This is a genomic window from Acinetobacter sp. NIPH 542, assembly GCF_000369825.1.
Taxonomy (GTDB): Bacteria; Pseudomonadota; Gammaproteobacteria; order Pseudomonadales; family Moraxellaceae; genus Acinetobacter; species Acinetobacter oleivorans.
In genome coordinates this window covers 2,157,130-2,174,054 of record NZ_KB850206.1, presented here as the reverse complement: position 1 = coordinate 2,174,054, position 16,925 = coordinate 2,157,130, and the positions used below count along the sequence as shown (strand labels likewise).

General features: G+C 37.5%; 16 protein-coding genes. 10 read left to right on the top strand and 6 right to left on the bottom strand.

Annotated elements, in window-relative coordinates:
- Positions 1-691: 691 nt before the first annotated feature.
- The gene (locus F886_RS15620) at positions 692-1,237 is read left to right on the top strand and encodes a TetR/AcrR family transcriptional regulator (protein WP_005307252.1); all 546 of its coding nucleotides are present in this window, start codon (positions 692-694) and stop codon (positions 1,235-1,237) included.
- A 105-nt stretch (positions 1,238-1,342) separates the two neighbouring features.
- Here F886_RS15620 and chrA read toward each other — a convergent pair whose 3' ends face one another.
- The 3 genes from chrA to F886_RS15605 form a co-directional block, all read right to left on the bottom strand.
- On the bottom strand, positions 1,343-2,695 hold the full coding sequence (gene chrA, locus F886_RS15615) for a chromate efflux transporter (protein WP_005307251.1): 1,353 nt from the start codon (positions 2,693-2,695) through the stop codon (positions 1,343-1,345).
- Positions 2,692-3,618 carry a chromate resistance protein ChrB domain-containing protein gene (locus tag F886_RS15610; RefSeq protein WP_005307249.1) on the bottom strand — a complete coding sequence of 309 codons (927 nt, stop codon included), beginning with the start codon at positions 3,616-3,618 and terminating at the stop codon, positions 2,692-2,694. The genes chrA and F886_RS15610 overlap by 4 nt, the downstream gene beginning before the upstream one ends.
- Before the next feature lie 102 nt (positions 3,619-3,720).
- A complete protein-coding gene (locus F886_RS15605; RefSeq protein ID WP_005307247.1) occupies positions 3,721-4,608 on the bottom strand; it encodes a LysR family transcriptional regulator in 888 nt (295 codons plus the stop codon).
- Positions 4,609-4,885: 277 nt separating this feature from the next.
- Here F886_RS15605 and F886_RS15600 point away from each other — a divergent pair, with 277 nt between their 5' ends.
- From F886_RS15600 to F886_RS20020, 5 genes are all read left to right on the top strand, one after another.
- Complete coding sequence (locus F886_RS15600) at positions 4,886-5,317, top strand: DoxX family protein (protein WP_005307244.1); 432 nt, start codon at positions 4,886-4,888, stop codon at positions 5,315-5,317.
- Positions 5,318-5,348: 31 nt separating this feature from the next.
- Positions 5,349-6,263: a hypothetical protein gene (locus F886_RS15595; RefSeq protein WP_005307242.1), complete on the top strand. Its 915-nt coding sequence runs from the start codon at positions 5,349-5,351 to the stop codon at positions 6,261-6,263.
- 109 nt (positions 6,264-6,372) lie between these two features.
- Entirely contained in the window at positions 6,373-7,833 is a 1,461-nt protein-coding gene (locus F886_RS15590; RefSeq protein ID WP_005307239.1) for an alginate export family protein, read from the top strand.
- 18 nt (positions 7,834-7,851) lie between these two features.
- Positions 7,852-8,463, top strand: a complete 612-nt coding sequence (locus F886_RS15585) for a M17 family peptidase N-terminal domain-containing protein (protein ID WP_005307237.1) — start codon at positions 7,852-7,854, stop codon at positions 8,461-8,463.
- Between the two features lie 105 nt (positions 8,464-8,568).
- Positions 8,569-8,805, top strand: a complete 237-nt coding sequence (locus F886_RS20020) for a hypothetical protein (RefSeq protein WP_081402197.1) — start codon at positions 8,569-8,571, stop codon at positions 8,803-8,805.
- A 33-nt stretch (positions 8,806-8,838) separates the two neighbouring features.
- Here F886_RS20020 and F886_RS15580 read toward each other — a convergent pair whose 3' ends face one another.
- Both F886_RS15580 and F886_RS15575 read right to left on the bottom strand, forming a co-directional pair.
- Positions 8,839-9,525 carry a pirin family protein gene (locus tag F886_RS15580; protein WP_005307235.1) on the bottom strand — a complete coding sequence of 229 codons (687 nt, stop codon included), beginning with the start codon at positions 9,523-9,525 and terminating at the stop codon, positions 8,839-8,841.
- Between the two features lie 187 nt (positions 9,526-9,712).
- Positions 9,713-10,951, bottom strand: a complete 1,239-nt coding sequence (locus F886_RS15575; protein ID WP_005307232.1) for a L,D-transpeptidase family protein — start codon at positions 10,949-10,951, stop codon at positions 9,713-9,715.
- Positions 10,952-11,253: 302 nt separating this feature from the next.
- On the opposite strand from F886_RS15575, the gene hemE reads away from it, so the two are divergent.
- The 4 genes from hemE (at position 11,254) to F886_RS15555 (ending at position 15,701) form a co-directional block, all read left to right on the top strand.
- A complete protein-coding gene (hemE, locus tag F886_RS15570; RefSeq protein WP_005307229.1) occupies positions 11,254-12,327 on the top strand; it encodes a uroporphyrinogen decarboxylase in 1,074 nt (357 codons plus the stop codon).
- Positions 12,328-12,332: 5 nt separating this feature from the next.
- Complete coding sequence (locus F886_RS15565; protein WP_005307226.1) at positions 12,333-13,127, top strand: DUF817 domain-containing protein; 795 nt, start codon at positions 12,333-12,335, stop codon at positions 13,125-13,127.
- Between the two features lie 149 nt (positions 13,128-13,276).
- Positions 13,277-13,747 (top strand): DUF3015 family protein, encoded by a 471-nt coding sequence (locus F886_RS15560; RefSeq protein ID WP_005307224.1) that lies wholly within the window; start codon positions 13,277-13,279, stop codon positions 13,745-13,747.
- A 61-nt stretch (positions 13,748-13,808) separates the two neighbouring features.
- Positions 13,809-15,701, top strand: a complete 1,893-nt coding sequence (locus F886_RS15555) for an Lnb N-terminal periplasmic domain-containing protein (protein WP_081402196.1) — start codon at positions 13,809-13,811, stop codon at positions 15,699-15,701.
- A gap of 69 nt (positions 15,702-15,770) precedes the next feature.
- Here the strand turns inward: F886_RS15555 and F886_RS15550 are convergent, their stop codons facing one another.
- On the bottom strand, positions 15,771-16,922 hold the full coding sequence (locus tag F886_RS15550; protein ID WP_005307218.1) for an extended-spectrum class C beta-lactamase ADC-134: 1,152 nt from the start codon (positions 16,920-16,922) through the stop codon (positions 15,771-15,773).
- Positions 16,923-16,925 lie beyond the last annotated feature (3 nt).

Genomic DNA, 16,925 nt, shown 5'->3' with positions numbered 1-16,925 from the left:
CAAATACTCAATTAAACAATAACTTTAATAATAAAGCGCAGGTGGCGGAAGCCGCACTAGCGCATTTCTAGTTTCCTAAACCGCTATATCTCAAAATTCCCCAACTTTATAAACCCCTCTTAAACAATAACTATCTTATTATTTATCCTTACTTTTTAATGATCTAATTTAAAACAAATGTCATTTTGTGTGCTTGACTGCTAAAGGGCAGAGCACTATCCTTTGCCTGCTGGCCACATTGCCAGCCGGCTTTGACAGGCTGTTCTTCAAGTACATTGAAAAAACTCGTTTTTTTAATGTAGACCCGTTCGTCTCCCTTTTGTTGCGGTAGGACGGAAGGGGGACGCCTTCGTGCGTGCTGGGTTCTTGAAGCCAGTCTGTCAACCCTCTTTCGTTCTGCCACCATAATTCTATAAATGTCTGGCAGAACTCCCAATAAAAAGGAGTTGGCTTTGCACATTCTTAATTTCTTGGCAGTCTTTGCCAAAAGCTATAACGACACAACTTAAAAATTTAAAGCAGCTTGATAACCTTTAGGGTTTTCAGGCTTTAAGTCATTACGGCTCAAAAACTTAATCAACAATAAAACTTGAGATGTGCCAAGCACAGTCTTTATGGGCTTTGCTATGCCTTTTTTTCTCCCAAAAAAGTATCTCGTTTAGAAACAACAAGAATTTATAACGGTAAAACTATGCCAAATTTAGAAACATCTTCAAAAAAATTAAAAGTGCTACATACAGCAGTAGATCTATTTAATATCAATGGATTTCACAATACAGGCGTAGACCTAATTGTCAAAAAATCTAAAGTTCCCAAAGCCACTTTTTATAACTACTTTCACTCAAAAGAACGCCTTGTTGAAACATGCTTAACCCTTCAAAAAAGCCGACTGAAAGAAGAAGTGCTGGCAATTGTCTATTCACACTGTTACCCAAAGACTGTCGATAAAATCAAAGAAATTGTCTGCTTACATGTCGATGTGAATAGCTTTTACCATCTTTTATTTAAAGCCATTTTTGAAATAAAACAGCTTTATCCAAGAGCCTACGGCATGGCAGTTGAATATCGAAAATGGCTGCTTAGAGAACTTTTTGATCTGGTCTTTAGTCTGGAAAGCAGAGCACTCAAACCCGATGCAAATATGGTTCTAAACCTGATAGATGGTTTGATGCTACAGACTTTAAGTTCAAACAGTTTGGATGAAAGAGATATGGTGTTGGAGTGGTTTTTAATATGAAACTGCTCAGATTAAACAAGGCATTCAGATACTTTCACCATGTTCTTAAGCAGCAACATAAAAAAGAGTAAGCCTAATGATTACTCTTTTTATATCACAAAGTTTTTATATTCCAATGTATAAAAATAGACCGAAAATAGCTGCTGCTAAAATGACATACATCACTTTTACTTCAAAGTGGAATAGGGCAATGAATGCAGCAATTGCAATTAAAGCCGCTTCATAATTGAAAGCTTGACCAAATCCATGAGGCCATAAAACATGGTAACTAAAGAACAGTGCCAAATTTAAAATCACGCCAACTACGGCAGCAGTAATTGCAGTTAATGGAGCAGTAAATTTAAGCTCGTTATGCGTTGATTCGATAACAGGCGCACCTGCCAAAATAAAAACAAATGAGAATAGAAAGGTAAACCAAGTAACAATAGTCGCGCCGATTGCGCCTGCTAAAAATAAGTGTTCTGAACCTAATAAGGCATGGTTAAAGCCACCAAGAAAACCGACAAAAGCAACGACCATAATTAATGGGCCTGGTGTACTTTCACCAAGTGCTAAACCATCAATCATTTGTGTTGGGCTTAACCATCCATAATAGTTCACAGCACCTTGATAGACATAGGGCAGTACCGCATATGCACCACCAAAAGTAAGTAAAGCAGCTTTAGTAAAGAACCATGCCATTTGGGTATATGCGTGATCCCAACCGAAACAAAGGCCAAGCCCAAGCACGGGAATAAACCAAAGAAGCGCTGCAATAATCAGAATTTTAGTCAGATGCGACCATCTGAACTTTGCATGATCTGGTGTTGGAGTGTCGTCATCAATTAAAGCAATACCATAATCTTTCTGGCTATTTTTATGTCCAGCATTGTTTGAAAATAGCTCAGGATACTTCTTACTAGTAAAATAACCTGTGAGTCCTGCTGCCAAAACAATAAGTGGAAATGGTAGATTTAAAACAAAGATGGCAAGGAAAGCGAGAGCAGCAATTAACCACAAAAATTTATTTTTAAGTGATTTACTACCAATTCGATAAGTCGCATGAAAAACAATAGCGACTACTGCGGGTTTAATTCCATAAAACAGGCCAGCAATGACGGGAACATCACCGAATTTAATGTAGATCCATGATAGTCCAATCAAGATAAACAGCGATGGAAGTACAAATAAAACACCCGCTACTATACCTCCAACGGTACGGTGCATAAGCCAACCAATATAGGTCGCTAACTGCTGTGCTTCTGGGCCGGGCAAGAGCATGCAATAGTTAAGCGCATGTAAAAAACGTTTTTCTGAAATCCAGCGCTTTTGTTCAACAAGCTCTTGATGCATAACTGCGATTTGTCCTGCTGGCCCGCCAAAGCTGATAAATCCTAATTTGAGCCAAAACAGAAATGCACGCCAGAAGCTGACAGGTTCAACGGGCGAATCCAGTGAATTTTCTTTTTCTTGTATCATGAGCATTCTCTTTTTAAGTCGGCATATAAGCCATCAAAAATATAATTGGCCAATTCGAATAATTGGTCGTCGTTGCTGATCTGACTACGTAAACCTTGAATTACTTTTTCTATGCCTATTGCTTCTGGTGGTTCAAAACCACCTACATCAAGATAGTGCACAATTTCCGCAATCTTTTTTAATACAGGTGTTTCAAGTTCAAAACTATGCAAGAGAACTTCAAACGTAACGAAGTTATCAATATGCGTGAAAGCTGCCCCATCAAAATCATAACCAAGCGCATGTGCGGGGCACTCAGAAGGAGACTCTAGCCATATAAGCTGAGGGGATTCATCAATAAAATTTTTAATGAGCCAAGCTGACGCTAATCTGTCTATCCATGGATGCTTGCGGGTAGCCCAGACTCGATTTTGATAATCTTTTTTTAGAAGTCTCTTTATCTTTGCTTGAGTAAAAACGGGTTCATTGATTTCACCAAGTCGAGCAATAGAATGTTCGAGTGAAACCAGTTCATTAAGCGTTTGCCCTTGGATTTCGCTAGGGAAATAATCAATTTCTACAAGGGCATCAAAGCTCTTTCTTAATTTTCGGACTTGTTTAAGTAATTCTTTTTTTTCACTTTCATTTTGATTCTGATTTAAATCAACAAGCTGTTTACGTATAGCTTCATATTCTTCATTACGATTAAAAAGAGAAACAATTTCAAGGTTTAATGGCGCTTCTGCTTGAAAGATATAAGCTGAACCTTGCTCGGAAATTACATCCTGCGCGATAGCTTCAAACTTTTCAGAATGCGTAATGGGTAATAGATACACTCCATCACGAATAGTTGCGGCTCCGCTTGCTTTGAGTGAACGCCAGACTCTCATACGAGCGGTTGAGTTCTGAGTAGGGAGTGAAGATATGAGTAATGATATATTCATGTTATATACTCAACATATTTTGTTGAGTATATAACAAAAATATTTAACTAGTGTTAATCGTGATTAGAGCTTTTTTTATATACTTATAAGAAAAAAAGCGATCTACTGAGAGATAGCTTTGTATGACTGAAAATGCTCTAAGTTTGAAAAATGTTGCCTCAACGACTCTAAGAAAAGTTCAACCTTTTTTGGAATTTTTGAGCCATAAGGTGTAGTCGCATAAAAATGAAGTTCTAATGAAAAGATGTCTTGTGAGCAATTAATAATAACGCCATCATCTTCATATTTTTTTGCTAAAAAATCGGGAATAAATAAAATACCTTTGTTTTTCTTACATAGCTCTAAAAGGATTTCTATATTATTACAGATTAACTGAGGAGCTGAATTAATAATTTTATTTTGTAAGTCTGATCTTGAATATAAGTATATATTATGTTTTCTTAATTCTTCTATACTTTTAGGTTTTCCATATTTATTTAAAAATGCAGGAGTTGCATAGAAGTTTCTTTTATAGCGGTTTAGAGTAAAACTATTTACGTCTTTAATTTCTTCTTCAACTTTTAAAACAATATCAAATTTATTTTCATTAATGTCTATTGATTTCTCTGAAAATAATAGGTCAATTTCGATGTTAGGATATTGGTTTAGAAAATTGGAAATAATTTCTGAAAAGCATGTCTGAATAAAAGCATCTGGAACGTTGATTTTTAATATACCTTCAGGATATTTTTGATCATAGATGAAGTCAATAGCAGCTAAATCTAGCTCTTTAACAATAACTTTACACCGTTGATAAAACTTTTCCCCTGAGCGGGTGAGGTCCATCTTTCTAGTGTTACGAATAAACAATGATGTACCAAATAGACTTTCTAAATAAAAAATTCTTTTAGAAACTTGATCTCGAGTAATACCTAATTTTCTAGAGGCATTACTGAAGTTTCCACTTTCAACAACGCTAATGAAAGTATAAATACAGTCTAGTTTATCCATTAAATTTTGAAAGGCTAAGTTGGTGTTTCGCTAAACTATATTATGAATTTTTACTTATCAATCATTGTATCTTTTAAGGATACAGTTTGTATTTAAATAGGTGTCTAGTAGTTTACGCTTATTTTTGATTTTATATAGTCTGCTTATTAATTTTTTTGGTGGATCATATAAATAATCATTTTAAATATCTAAATTAAAATCATGGTTCTTATAAATATTAATATTTTTATAACTTTGTAGGGTTGTTAAAAAATCGAAATGCCAATGAGGTAAATAGATGAGTGACTTAATTAATAATAATCCTGTGTGGGTAAAAAAGATCTTATCAATTCATGGATTGCTCCCACTTCTTCGACTTGCATTAGTTTCCGCCTATTTAGTCGGTGGAATGAATAAATTAATTGGATTTCATGCGGCGATTCAGGAACAAGCGAGTTTCGGTTTACAGCCTGCTTGGCTCTGGGCATCTACAGCGATTGCGATTGAAATTGTGGGTTCACTCTTGGTTATTTTTAATCGTTTTGTCTGGTTAGGAGCCGGAGCTTTAGGCTGTCTAACCGCAATAGCGATGCTGGTTGCCAACGATTTTTGGAATCATACAGGTCCAGCATTTTTTAGCACGTTTAATAGTTTCTTTGAACATCTCGGTCTCATTGCAGCTCTAGTGATGGTCACCATTCTTTCTAATCAACAAACAAAGTCACAATAAGTTGTAGCACTTAATTCTTACGGAGTCTTTTATGCGTAAATCATTATCAGCCTTGTTTTTAAGCACAATGCTAGTGGGCACCAATGTTGCCATTGTTCCTCAAGTTTTTGCCAAAACAACAACCAGTGTAAAAAGTGAGGCGCCCGGTGTAGCTCCTCAATACGATACAACGCATGTATATGTTAACCCCGAAGACTTCGATAAATTTACCGACAGCTTAGTCGCGACTTTTGGCGGGACCAAATCTAAACAGGGCGTTTTTCAGGTGACACCAACACCAAGCCAGACCATTTCCCAGCTTGTACTGACTCCAGTAGGAACACTGTCTGTATTTGGTTTTAAAACGCCAATTCCATATCCGTTTGGTTTAGAAAGAACAGGCTATTTAGTCAAAGATATGGATGCAGCCGTCCAGTCTGCCAAAGCAAATGGCGCAGATGTGATTGTTGATGCATTTCCTGACCCAATCGGGCGTGATGCAGTCATTCAATGGCCGGGTGGTGTAAATATGCAGCTCTATTGGCACACGACTAAACCGAGCTATAACAAATTAGAAACCGTTCCAGAAAATCGTATTTATGTTTCAAAACAAAGTGCCGATTCTTTTGTTAAAAAGTTCGTTAATTTCTCGCACGGTAAAGTGGTTTCAGATAATCCTAAAGCAGCTGGTGTAGAGATTGGACGCCCAAATGAAACGTATAGACGTATTCGCGTTGAATCTGATTTCGGCAAAATGACAGTGTTAGTCACAGATGGTCATCTTCCATATCCATATGGACACGATATGACGGGTTATGAAGTCAAAAATTTATCTGAAACTTTAGATAAAGCCACAAAAGCGGGTGTATCTGTATTGGTGAATACCTATAAATCAGAGGGTCGTGAGGCAGCGATGGTACAATTCCCGGGTGGTTATATTGCCGAAATTCATGCCGCTACAAAGTAATTTATTCGCTTAATGATTGTGAGAAACCGACACTCATATGGCCTAAGGGCGGTGTGAGTGTAAAAGACTAAGTCTCTGCAATGACCTGTTTATTACCGTGGATAACCATATGGCTCAGCCTATTTCTAATGATAGAAAATATCGCATTAAGACCTCAGAAAATTATCTCAAAATTATAAAAATGAGCGTCTTGCTTACGGGGAGTTTATTTTTTTATGAATTTGCGCATGCAGAAAATGAGGCTTCAAACACAAATGCATGTCCAACTCGCCCAAAAATCTCAACCAATCGTTGGCAAGAAAATTGGGACGTTTTAAAAAATCCGTGTGTGCCAAAGAAAATAGGCGATGATTTCAAATATATACCCTTTGGCGATAATAATTATTTGTCATTGGGTGCGAATATTCGTGAGCGTTTTGAAGTCAATAATAATGCGAGATTTGGCAGCGGAAATAATCAAGCCGACCGCTATTTAATTCAAAGATTACAGGTTCATGCCGATGCCCGTTTTGGCGATCATTTACAATTATTTACTCAGCTCAGTGATGCACGAGCGTTTGATAAAAAGAATATTAGCAGTACCGATCAAAATAGACTCGATGTAGAGCAAGCTTTTATTGCGTGGGTGAGTCCTTTAAATAATGGAACTTTTAAATTTAGAGTAGGTCGTCAAGAGATGGCTTTTGACTTACAGCGCTTTATTTCAAATCGTGAGGGGCCAAATGTTAGGCAAGCCTTTGATGGCATTTGGTCGAATTATGAATATGGCGATTGGAGAGTTTTAGGATATCTCACCAGACCTGTTCAAATTGAAAAAGATTCAACTTTTAACGATCACTCGAAAAGCAATTTAAGTTTTAGTGGCTTTCGCGTAGATAAACAAAATGTGTGGGGAGGTGAGTTATCTGGTTATTACTCACGTTATGAACGGGATAATGCATCTTTTACAAGTGTTAAGGGTAATGAAATTCGAGACTTATATGACGTTCGCCATATGGGTAAAAAGGATAATATCGACTGGGATGTTGAAGGCATGTTTCAGCATGGAAGGATTGGCGGACAAACTATTCAAGCATGGGGACTCAGTAGCATTACAGGCTACACGTTTGCAGAGCAAGCTTGGTCACCACGTTTAGGCGTCCAGTTTGATATTGCCACAGGTGATAAAAACGCCAACGATAATGAACTCAATACTTTTAACCAGCTCTTTGCAAACGGCTCATACTTTACTTTGGCGGGTTACAGTGGCTACAGCAATATTATTCACATAAAACCATCTCTGACACTTAAGCCTTCGGATAAACTTACTCTGTTAAGTGCATTAGGTTTTCAATGGCGTGAAACCACCAATGATGCAGTTTATTTCCAAGGTAATAACAGCATGGCAAACACAGCAGGCCAAGGTTCAAGCTGGACAGGGGCATATATTCAACTGAGAGCAGATCAGAAAATAAATTCTAATTTGTCTGTTGCTGCCGAAGGAGTGCACTTTGAAGTCGGAGATACCATTAAGAAAGCAGGTGGTAAAGACGCAAACTATTTAGGCCTTGAACTTAAATATGGCTGGTAAAAATAGAAGAGAAAAAATATGAGCACAGATTTAAAGCAAACTAAAATTGGACGTTACCAAAATCTAGACATCGAACTAGTGACTTGGGACTGTGCTTCGGCCGAGGTTGAACTTTCCTGTGCTTGTATTTTTGAACATGAAATGAATAACCTTTCTTTTTCGGGCGGTTTGGCACATTTAGATGAAGCACTAAATGGCAGACTAAATGAAATACGAAAAAATAACTGGTTCAGTGCGAAATTGAATGATGCTCTTTTAATAAATCAAACTCCTTCAACCATACAGGCAACTAAAGTTTTGCTTATAGGCATGGGGGCACCAGAAGAGTTTACCTTAGAGCGAATCGAGATTGCGATAAAAACTGTTGTAAGAACAGCGCATCAATTGGAACTCAAAAGTGTGGCATTTGCGCCGAGTATTTTAGATACAGGTCTGAATCCTCCCGCTGGTTTAAATGAACTGATGTTAAGAAGTTTAAAAGAAGAATTAGACAAACATCATCAGCTTTATTTGCAAAATTTAGTCAAAAAATCTGAAATTGAAAGATGGGTTTTTGATGCGGGTTTTCAAAATTATGAGGCGAAGGCTGAGCAATATATCGCGTCTTTTGCCAAAGTTTTTTATAGCTAATATTTTAACTTATCAAAAAATAACTTGTTTCTTCAGCATGACTCATTTAAATAATGAAATAGGAACACAACACACATCTATGTTGCTTTAGTAGGAGGTCGTTATTTGAAGTTATTTATAATTATATTTATTGCAATTTTTTCTAGTATTGGACTGATCTGCTTAATTGCTCTACTCAAAAATCTAAAAAACAATTCGTCATCTGGCGAACACGATCATTCATCTTCTTCAACACATCATTTTCACGATAATAGTTCTAGTCATCATAGCTCAAGCTATTCAAATGATTGTTCATCATCTTCAGATTCAGGTAGCTGCGATAGCGGCGGCGGTGGAGATTAAAAAAGCCCTTTTATGCAAAGGGCTTTTAATGATTTAAGGTAAATCGAACCAGATAAATTGACTATCTTCAGTTGCTTGAATTGTCGCTTTACCTTCAAACACGAAAGCATCGCCAGCTTTGACTTCTTGATCACCAATAAGGATTACGCCTGAAATCACGTGAACATAGTTCACTTTTTTAACTGGTTCAACGTTTAACTCATGTCCTTTTTCCAATACAGCTGACTTTATCTCTGTATTTTGGCGAATATGCATCGGTGCATTTGCATCAGGCCCTGCGATTAAATGCCATTTGTTTGGATCATTACGTGGGTCAAGGCTAATTTGCTGGTAATTTGGCTCAGCTTCTTTTACGTCTGGAATAATCCAGATCTGTAATAAATGTACAGGCGTATCAGTGTTGTTGATTTCACTGTGGGCAACACCTGTGCCGGCACTCATGAGTTGCCATTCACCTGCTTTAATTTGGCCTTCATTTCCCATGGTGTCACGGTGTGAAATAGCACCATCTAGCACACAGGTTAAGATTTCCATGTTGTCATGCGAGTGCGTACCGAAACCATTATGTGCATCAATTCTGTCATCATTGATCACACGTAATGCACTAACACCCATATATTTAGGATCGTACCAGCTACCAAATGAAAAGCTGTGATAAGACTCTAACCAACCCGCTTTTACATGTCCTCGATCTTCACCACGATGTAGATAAGTATTCATGATTTAATCTCCCAAATTTTTTATTTATCTCTTGAGAAATATATTAATGTTCTATGGAGACTAGAAAAATAGGCTAACTGCAACATGTCGTTGCATAATTGATATGGTTGTAAAGTTTTTTATTGATCAATATTTTTAAGAATAAAAAAACCTGCCATGAAGGCAGGTCTTTTAAAGAATATATGGATTACTCAAGGAATTTAACAGTTACGCCAGAGCGTACTTTATTTCCTAAATCGTTTGCATCCCAGTTTGTTAAACGGATACAACCGTGTGATGCTGTTTTAGAAATTAAAGATGGATTTGGTGTTCCGTGAATACCGAAAGATTTTTTACTTAAACCAATCCAGATATTACCTACTGGAGCATTCGGGCCAGGTGGTAAAGAAAGAGGTTTTAAGTTTTTACCTTGTACGAAGTTCGAAGGTGAGTAGCTGTACCAAGGGTTACGAGCCACACCAACTACCTTGTAAGTACCGGCCGGAGAAGGCGTATCAGTACTGCCAATTGTTGCAGGAAATGAGGCAATCATTTGGTTCCGGCTATTGAAGAGATACAATTGTTTTGCACCTTTATGGGCAATAATCAAATGAATATCTTCTGGTAAATCATTGCGTACGTTTGGAACAATGATTTTTTCACCCGCTTTTTTGAATGTCGCAGTTGGGTTAATTTTCTTTAAGAAAGTTTCATCAATATGAAACTTCTCGCCCAACATTTCGGTTACACGTGTGTAGTACAGACCTTTCATTTTAGCTTGTAATGCGTAGTCAGAAGGAATCGACTCAGCATATGGGCCTTTTAAGTCAGCATCAGAAATCGTGTATTCAATAAATGCTGGCTTGGTTTGTTTAGCAACCAATGCATCCCAAGTCTCTTTGGTCAGGTCACCAGTAGGTGATAAACCATTCATTTGTTGGAATGAAGAAATTGCTTTTAATGTATTTTTACCGCTCATGCCGTCAATTGCACCTGGCGAAGCATGTGCATTATTGAGCATTACATGTGCACGCGCATAAACTGGAAGTTGGCCTTTACCAATATTTTCAGACCATTCTGCCGAATTTAAGCTATCTAAAGTCCATGATGCAGCGGTTGTCGCAGGAGCCGTAGACGCAGCAGTGCTTTTAGCAACAGCTGGAGTAGACGCCGCGATGCCTGATTCAGCATTTGGATCTTCAGTTTTCTGTAAATTTTGTAATGTTGTTGACGCTCGATTTAAGTCGTTTTGTTCTTGAGCGGTAATTTGTGTCGAAGCTTGAGCTTTTACAGTTGAAGCTGCATCTACTGCTAAAGGATCAATCGGATCTTCTACAGGAGCTGATACCTTTTTAGGGTTCAGGGGTTGCTCAGTTGTTGAAGCAGCAAAAGCAACATTAGCAATAATACAACTTAAACTCATAGCGAGTAATGAGCGAACAAACATGTAATTCAACCTTAAGAATTTTCATATAAGCAATAGGGGATTGATCTAATCTCAAAGTGCATAAAATTACCAATAACTCATTTCTATGAGCCCAAGATTGGTAATTTAGTGATTAAAAGAATATCCAATGACCCCAATGTAACATGTTGCAAGTATTGCAGAAAACCCCAAGGCTTGCAGTAGACTTTTGTGTAAATATGCATTTTTTAGTAGATTGACGAGTTTTTTGTGTGAAATTGAAATTATAAAAATGTCTCTGTTTTTGATATGATGCTGCCACATAAAGAAGATAGAGATTGGTAATGACGACTTTGAAAAATGATCGTTTCCTCCGTGCTTTGTTACGCGAACCTGTAGATACCACACCAGTGTGGATGATGCGTCAAGCAGGGCGTTATTTGCCTGAATATCGCGAAACACGTTCACAAGCAGGTGATTTCCTATCTTTATGTAAAAATACAGATTTTGCCTGTGAAGTGACTTTACAACCTTTGCGTCGCTATGATTTAGATGCAGCAATTTTATTTTCAGATATTTTAACTATTCCAGATGCACTCGGTTTAGGACTTTATTTTGAAACTGGCGAAGGCCCTAAGTTTCAAAAGACTGTACGTACTGAACAAGATGTCGCAAATTTACCAAAGTTAAATGCAAAATCAGATCTTGATTATGTGATGAATGCGGTAAGCACAATTCGTTCTGCTTTAGGTGGTCAAGTTCCACTGATTGGTTTCTCTGGTAGCCCTTGGACGCTAGCAACTTATATGGTTGAAGGTGGTTCAAGTAAAGAATTCCGTTTTACCAAGCAGATGATGTACGCTCAACCAGAAGTTTTGCATGCTTTGCTTGATCATTTAGCAGACTCAGTCATTGACTATTTAAATGCTCAAATTGATGCAGGTGCTCAGGCCATCCAGATCTTTGATAGCTGGGGCGGGGCATTAGCACACCGTGAATATGTCGAATTCTCTTTAAACTACATGAATAAAATCATTGCAGGTTTACAACGTGAGAAAGATGGTCGACGTATTCCTATCATCGTGTTCACGAAAGGTGGTGGTCAATGGTTAGAGCCAATGATTACCACAGGTGCAGATGCTTTAGGTTTAGATTGGACGACACCATTAAATACGGCTCGAACTACTGTGGCTGGACGTGTCGCTCTGCAAGGGAATCTTGATCCGGCTGTTTTATACGGTTCAGCTGCTTCAATTGAGAAAGCAGTGAAATTGATGATAGACGATGCCTACGCAAATGGCGAAAAGACCGGTTACATTGCTAACTTGGGCCATGGGATTACTCAATGGGTAGATCCTGCACAACCAAAAATCTTTGTAGATACAGTGCATGAGTATAGTGCTAAATATCTAGGATAGTTTTTGTGCAATATCTAACTTTACCGTTTCAATTTATCGGCAAGGCTGTTTCGGCAGCCTTGTTTGGTATTTTGCTTTTAATTGCTTTTGCTTTAACAGCACCGATGGGAAGCCATGAATACATGGGGTTCTATCGTTATGATTATTTACTGACTTATGCACTTTTAATTCAGATTTGCTTACTCTATTTAAAACTGGAGTCATGGGAAGAAGCCAAGGTCATCGCTTTATTCCACGTTATGGCGATGGTTATGGAAATATTTCTAACGCATCCTGCGATTGCATCGTGGCAATATCCACAGCCCGCCGTATTTAAAATTTTAACTGTGCCTTTATTTGCAGGTTTTATGTATTCGGCTGTAGGTAGTTTTTTTGCACGTTCAATACGACTGTTTCAAGTGTCTTTTGAAAAACTTCCAAGTTTTGGAGCTATGCTGTTACTGGCATTTTTCTCATATATAAATTTTATGAGTAAATTTTTTGTTCCAGACATTCGCTATATTTTATTCGCGATTAGTATTTTTATTTTTTGGAAAACAAAACTTTATTTCCAGTTAAATGAACATAAATTTAAAATCCCGATGTTACCTGTTTTGTTTACACTCGCGTTTCTGATCTGGATTGCTGAAAATATAAGTACATTTTATAAAATCTGGCTTTATCCAAGTCAGGTCGATGCTTGGCATATGGTCGGTTGGGGCAAGCTAGGGTCGTGGTATTTATTATTACTTTTAAGTTTAGTACTGGTGCTTAAAATACTAGGCAACAGGGATAATCAAGGTAACTGGAATTTAAGATAATTTTTCTTTTGCACTTTTTATCATATTGTTTATTTTTTAATTGCTAAATCACAGCCTTCTCGTTATCTTTAATATCGTGTAATAAGAATTACACATAACAATACAACACATAAGAAACAATCAATAATGATTTTTGGAGATTTACATCTATGTTAAAAAAATTAGCTTTAGCTGCGTTATTAGCAGCTGGTTCAAGTGTTGCAATGGCTGACAACGATGTGGGTTGTGGTGCAGGTACACAAATATGGGCTGGTAAAAAAGGAGTAGCGCCTAAAATTCTTGCTGCAACAACAAACGGTATTTTTACTAACCAATTATTAGGGATCACTTTCGGTACTTTAGGCTGCCGTCAAGGCGGGACAGTAACAGCGCAAGTTGTAACATTCACAAATGAAAATGCAGAAGCTTTAGCACGTGATATGGCTGTAGGCCAAGGTGAAAGCCTGAACGTACTTGCTGAGTTAATGCAAATCAAACCTCAAGACAAAGACCGTTTCTTTAAAGTTTCAAAAGCAAACTTTGGTGAAATCTATTCTGCAAATAACCAAAATACCCTTCAAGTTTTAGCATCACTGCAAACTGTAATGGCTAAAGACGACGTTTTAAAAGCTTACGTATAAGTTTGAAACTGAAAACCCTGTCGTCTGGCAGGGTTTTTCTTATATTTAATGATAAAAATTGATGAGCTTAATGAAGTCAGTTGTTTTAGTTTTTGCCTCTTTGGCAGTGAATACTGCATATTCAGCAGATATAAATCCATCTATTCAAAAATATTGGTCAATTGCAGAACAGAAAAACTTAGATCAAGACATTACATGGCAACGGCTCATGTATGCCAATAAAGACCATAAAAGTGATGTCACTTATTCTGGCTATTTCATGGCAGAAAATGGGAAAAATAATTTAAAAGAAGAACTGAAAGCTGACATCTCGGCATTATTCATGCCTGCTCAAGATAATCAGTCGATTCGCTGTAAATTTCCAGCACGCAGTCAATGGCTCATACAAAAAGTAGGCATTCAAGAAAGTGAATTGCCTCAAGTGAAGTGCTTAGAACTTGAAAACTGGATTGGACAGATTAAGCCTCATAAAGCGACATTAATTTATGCGACAGATTTTATGGGGAATCCGAGCTCCATGTTTGGGCATACTTTATTGCGTTTAGACCCGAAAGATCAGCAACAATTAAATTTAGTTTCCTACGCTGTAAATTATGCAGCAACTGTGGCTGGAAACGACAACTGGTCATATGCATGGAAAGGCTTAACAGGGCAATATCCGGGTGAATATTCACTGATGCCTTATTACCGTAAAGTAAAAGAGTACGGCGATTTTGAAAGCCGTGATTTATGGGAATATGAGCTAAATTTAACACCTGAAGAAACACGGTTTTTAGTAAGCCATATTTGGGAAATGCAACATGTGAGCTTTCCTTATTACTTTGTGAGTGATAACTGCGCCTATCGATTGTTAGGGTTGGTTGATTTAGTAAAACCTGAGTCTCACCTGCAAGAGAAATTCACTCATGCTTCCATCCCGATGGAAACCATTAAATCGATGCAGCAGCAAGGGCTCACCAAAGCTCCTGTATATCGACCAGCTTTGGAAACCCAATTATTGGCACAAGCTCATCAGCATGGTGCCTCATTAGCAAAAGTGGCCCATCAAATTGCGATGATGCCCACTCAGCAGTCTTCTCAGATTTTAAAATCATTTAGTGAGCAAGATCAGGCTAAAATTTTAGAGATGGCTTATGATGATTTATATCTTCAATTTACGAGCCGTAAAATAGAAGAAAGCGTTGCTCAGCCACAGTTGCGCCAGCTTTTAGCACTCAGAAGCCAGATTGATTTAGACAAACAGCGTCAAGAACCTAAAAGACCAACAAAAGAGCCAACTCAAGGTCACAATGCACGTAATATTTCAGTCAAAGCAGGTGAGGTGCAAGGAGACAAGTTTATCGAACTTGGTCATCGCCAAGCCTATCATGACTTGATAGATCCTCAAGGCGGATATCGTGCGGGAACTCAATTACTCTTTTTAAATGGTAATGCACAGTGGCGAGATGATCATTTAAAGCTAGAACATCTTGATCTGCTAGAAGTAAATTCTTATAACCCGATTCAACCTTTTAAAACGCCGCTGAGTTGGGGATTTAATTTAGGTTGGCGTCAGGAAGCGATTCATGATGGTACTTTTAGTGAAGAAAAACAGCATGGCGTAGCGAATTTTAATGCTCAGGTTGGATATAGCTTTGCTGACTATGAGCGCAAACATATTTGCTATGGGCAACTACAAACCTACCTACAAGCAGGCTCAAATCTAGATAAAGGATGGCGCGTAGGAATGGGGCCAACTTTAGGTTGTATGAATCAATGGTTTGAACACTTCAACTCTGTAGTGCAAATTGAATTGCCCTATTGGGAAGACCAAAATCAATGGAATTTGAGAGTAAATACTCAATGGCAATATGTGATTAATAGCAATAATGCCGTTCGATTAAACTGGGATTATGAACAACAAAATCATCAAGACTGGATGAAATCTAGTTTAGGCTACGTTTGGTTCTTTTAAATAGCATTACGAATAAAAAGAGGGAAAAATGAATGAAATCATTTCTCCCTTTTTTGTTTTAGCAAAAGATTATTTCTTTATTGCATTTAACACTGCATACGCTGCTTTAATGCGTTCTTCATTGGGAATACGTTTATTGGTTAACATGACTAAACCAATATTTTCTTTTGGAATAAACACGACATAGGTTCCAAAACCGTTGGTTGAACCAGTTTTGTGGAACATCTTAACTGAAGGTTCATTTGAAATAGCTGTCACTTTATTAGGCTTCATCACGATTTGTTCTGAATTACTGTCTAATAAAGTCTGTAACGGTGCTGGATAAGAGAACTCTTCCCAACCTAATGCTTGATACATCGTACCTACTTGGTAGAAACCTTTATGTGTTTCATTAATTGCGTGTTGAATATCTGCCGGATATTTTTGTGGGTTGAGGTTGGCATTAACGAAACTCAGCATATCAGGTAAGGTCGATTTAACGCCGTACGCAGGTGCATCTAGCGGGCCGGGGTTAACTCGAATCGGCTGATTTTCTTGGTTATAGCCAAATGCATAGTTTTGCATTTGAGTTTTAGGCACATTTACATAGCTATGTTTTAAGCCAAGATCTGGAAAAATGGTTTTTTCTAAGACTTGGTCAAAAGGTTTATTCATAGACAAAGCAACAACTTTTCCAAATAAACCAATGCTTGGATTTGAATATTGTCGATATTCACCGATTGAGTTTTTAGGCTTCCAGTCTTTGAAAAAAGTTAAAACTTGCTGATCTGTTTGGACTTCATCTGGAAACTGTAAGCCAAGGTTGCCACTTGTATAAGTAGCAAGTTGAAGTAAGTTAACTTGGTCAATCGGTGTGTTTTTTAATTCTTTCCAATATTTTCCGGGTGTGTCTTTAAAAGAAATTGTTCCTTTTGTTTTGGCATATCCACCAGCTGTAGCAGTAAATAATTTACTAACTGAACCGAGCTCAAAAATGGTACTGCTATTTACGGCTTTTTTATCTTGAACGGATTGTAGACCATAATACGTTTCATACTTTTTATTATTTTGGATGATGCCAACAGCCATCCCAGGCACATCATATTTTTCTAATAACGGTTTAAAATTTTGATCAACCAGTTTCTTAATTTCTTGCTCTTTTGGTGTATTCCCTGCATAAATTGAGGTATTAAAAATAAAAAGAGGGGATAAAAGTAAGCAAGAAATTTTGTTAAATTGCATGAT